Origin of the sequence: Elstera cyanobacteriorum (assembly GCF_002251735.1) — a bacterium.
GTDB classification, from domain to species: domain Bacteria; phylum Pseudomonadota; class Alphaproteobacteria; order Elsterales; family Elsteraceae; genus Elstera; species Elstera cyanobacteriorum.
In genome coordinates, this window is record NZ_NOXS01000017.1 from 1 (window position 1) to 3,089 (window position 3,089).

The 3,089-nt window shown below is 53.4% G+C and carries 2 protein-coding genes; one reads left to right on the forward strand and one right to left on the reverse strand.

Annotated elements, in window-relative coordinates; genetic code table 11:
• The first annotated feature begins 1,700 nt into the window (after positions 1 to 1,700).
• On the forward strand, positions 1,701 to 2,048 hold the full coding sequence (locus tag CHR90_RS00825) for a hypothetical protein (RefSeq protein WP_094406759.1): 348 nt from the start codon (positions 1,701 to 1,703) through the stop codon (positions 2,046 to 2,048).
• A gap of 60 nt (positions 2,049 to 2,108) precedes the next feature.
• Here CHR90_RS00825 and CHR90_RS00830 read toward each other — a convergent pair whose 3' ends face one another.
• A complete protein-coding gene (locus CHR90_RS00830) occupies positions 2,109 to 2,348 on the reverse strand; it encodes a hypothetical protein (protein WP_094406761.1) in 240 nt (79 codons plus the stop codon).
• Positions 2,349 to 3,089: the final 741 nt, after the last annotated feature.

A 3,089-nucleotide genomic window follows, 5' to 3' on the forward strand; every position in this document is an offset into this window, starting at 1 on the left:
CCCCCCCCCTACCACCCAAAAAATTAAAAAAAGGGTGGGACCTGTGGTCAACTTGCGGATCGGCCCGTAGGCACCGCGCGCTTGCGCGCCCTAAGGGCCGACAGTCCACAGCCTTGCGCTGTGGGCTGGCAAGTTGTCCACAGGTCTTCTGTCTCCGTCTTTCATGGTGATTTTAGTAAAATTCAAACGTATTACGCGCTGTGTCCAGAAACGAGCATCGTGTGTCCTCACCCCCGGACACAGCGCGTCCGATGTCTCTAACGGAATCGGCCAAGGTGGGCCGATGGGGGCAAGCCCCCGCGCCTAAGGGCGCTCCCCCAGGTGCCGGGGCTTTGCCCCGTCGCTGTAAAGGGCATCCACGCGACAAGCGCGCGGACCCTCCCTTGACAGCGCTCGCCCCATTCTCGCCGAAGGGCAAGGGTTCAGGGTAAACCTGAACCCTTTTTCAATGGCTCGTCTAATTGGTTTGTGCCTGGGGTGTTACTAGGACGATAACGGTGACATTAGGAGGTGCTTGAACACTGATTTTCGTAGCAAGGGGCCGCTTGGCGAAACAGAGGATAAAGAACACCAATAAAATTACAGATATCATAGTAAAAAAAACATAATCTATTGGTAATAATGTGATAATTACATCAATTATGATATTGTCCAGCATGGAGGTTATTAATTCAGCAACAAATTTTTTCATTTAAATCTCCTTATATTTATTATATATAAATTTTAATTCAGATTAATTTCTGATTAAAAATTGCCACCTCGGTAATGATTTGAGTTGGCGCTCTCTTTGTATCAATCATTGATTGATGTGTCAAGTAAAAATAATAAATTAACTGTAAAAATATTTTTTATTTTGAATACGCTTTTGATCTGTACTGAAGAACCGGCGGTGCAATCGGTCGATCCTGTGGGAAACTATCAAAGTGGAATCGCACCAAATGGGGGCGATAACTGCCAGTAGGGCCGCGCTATTCAGCGCAGTGTTTGCTCTCCAACGGGAGCTGACGGGAATGCCGCCTCTCAACAGGGACCATCAGACGCGCCTGGAAGGGCCTGGAAGGGTCTCCCGCCTCTAGCCGGTGTCTAGGAGCGCAAAAGAGCCAAAGGGTGCCCTTAAACCCTCCTGCCGGGTTTTGGCGCGTGTTTGATCGTCCCTGCTGGAATAGTGCCGAATAGGCGGAGCTGGTCGAACATGCACAGGGGCTGAGACCCGAGCCCAGGCACCCGAAGAGACACCGCACCGACCAGCCGCGACCAACCGGCTTACACGGACCCAGAGCAGCGACCGTCAGCCTGTCGAGAAGGGGCTGGCGATCACGACCTCAACCGGCTTCAACGGCGTTGTCGTGACGAGACCCCGGCTCCTTCCCCATGCGCTGACTCACATGAGCCAGCGTCCTGACCGCCCCTATTCCCGCGAGAGGCGTGCGCTTCACGATTACACCTGGTTGCCACTTTTCAGCGTTCCAACTGGGGCCGACAGCAGCAGCTCCTGACAGGCGGCTCGTCCCAGTTTCGATAGTAGGCGCGTATATACGTCGCTCACGCGACGTTCCTTCACCGCAGCGATGACCGCTGTTTTCCTGGGCAAAGAACGTTCAATCCCAACACCGCACAACAGACAGGTTCAACACAACGCGCACATCAGGTAACTTGTCACTAGTGACAAGTTACGGCGGCCCTTCCGGCGGAGTGTGAACATGATCAATGACCGGCAACCGGCCTATGTTGCACGGCTCAAGCGAGAGGGGTTCGTTCAAATCAGTGGCTGGGTGAAAGCCGAGCATGCTGATGTGATGAAGCGCTGGATGCGGATTGCAGGCGACCGTGAAGACGGCGAATTGCCAACCGTTCAAGCTGGGCAAAAATGGCTAATTCTCATCTTTGATCACACCCCGCCCAGAACCGAGCGAGAGCTACTAAAGACCCTCGGTATGAGCGTCCTCGATGGCGCGCGGAACCTTTGGAGCGGACAGCCGGATGCGGCGAGGGGCACTCAGATCAACCAAATCGCAACGACCCACAAGGGTAAAATCTTCAAGCTGTGATGATGGAAATGAACCCGTTCGTGGAAGCTGGCCGGTATTGCCGCACCAGCCAGAGAAAAATTACGCTTTCAGGAACATCCGCGCGAAAATGGCCACCTGAAACGCGAGAACGAAGCCCATCATCCATTTTAGGACAACAACGTCCGCGTCGATTTTAGCCATTTTGAGTTCAAGTCGATGTTCTGATCCTTCAAGATCAGCCTTCGTTGCTGCTTGAGTATCGATCAAATCAGCGAGAGCCGTTACCTGTTCATTGGTAAAGCCAACAGTTTGAAGCTTTAGGATAGCGGAAGCGCTCATTTTCGTTTTCCTTGATCCTATGATAGCTCTGTGTCTTCGAGAGTCCGAGCCGGTAAGTCCGGCTCGAAACCGGGTAATGGGGGTTCAGAAGGCGGCGGGAGCCCTGGGCCGGTTGGCATCTGTACTTCGCCAGGATACAAGGCTGGTATTGTCTCGAGCGGCGGAAGCATACCAATGTCGTCGCGATCTGGTTGGTCGGCATCGGACACGAGAACCGCAGCTTCGAACAGTGCGTAACGAATCCCGTCGCGTTTACCGGACCAAGCCACCCGCGCGTTAACGACATAGGCATTCACTGTGCCACTGTCGCCAATTTGGCGGACCTCAATCCAATTATTCCGGCTAAGTATCTCCAGCGACCTTTGAACCGTTCGCGGATTGCAGTCAGCCATTTTTGCGAGGACTTTTTGGCTCACAACGAGCGCGTTGTGACGTCCCATCCGTGCCAGCAAGACGTGGAGCAAAGCTGAGGCTCTGGGATGCGCGATAGCAAGCTTCGCCCAACGCTCGTGTGCGGCCCGTTCGGTCTGGACCCATGAGCCGCCCGGCTCGGTGGCAACCTGCAATGATGTTTTTTTCTGCATATTTCAGTCGCAAATTACGACACCAATGTCGTAACCCTACGACACAAAACGTGCGGAAATCAAGACAAGTTTGTCGTAAAAAAAGTCACCAATGTCGTAGGGGTACGACATAGCTAGTGTCGTAGGGGTACGACATAGCTGGTGTCGTACCCCCCCC

Bases quoted from the DNA above. Each gene is read 5' to 3' on its own strand.
- CHR90_RS00830 (WP_094406761.1), bottom strand. From the start codon at position 2,348: ATGAGCGCTTCCGCTATCCTAAAGCTTCAAACTGTTGGCTTTACCAAT.
- CHR90_RS00825 (WP_094406759.1), top strand. From the start codon at position 1,701: ATGATCAATGACCGGCAACCGGCCTATGTTGCACGGCTCAAGCGAGAG.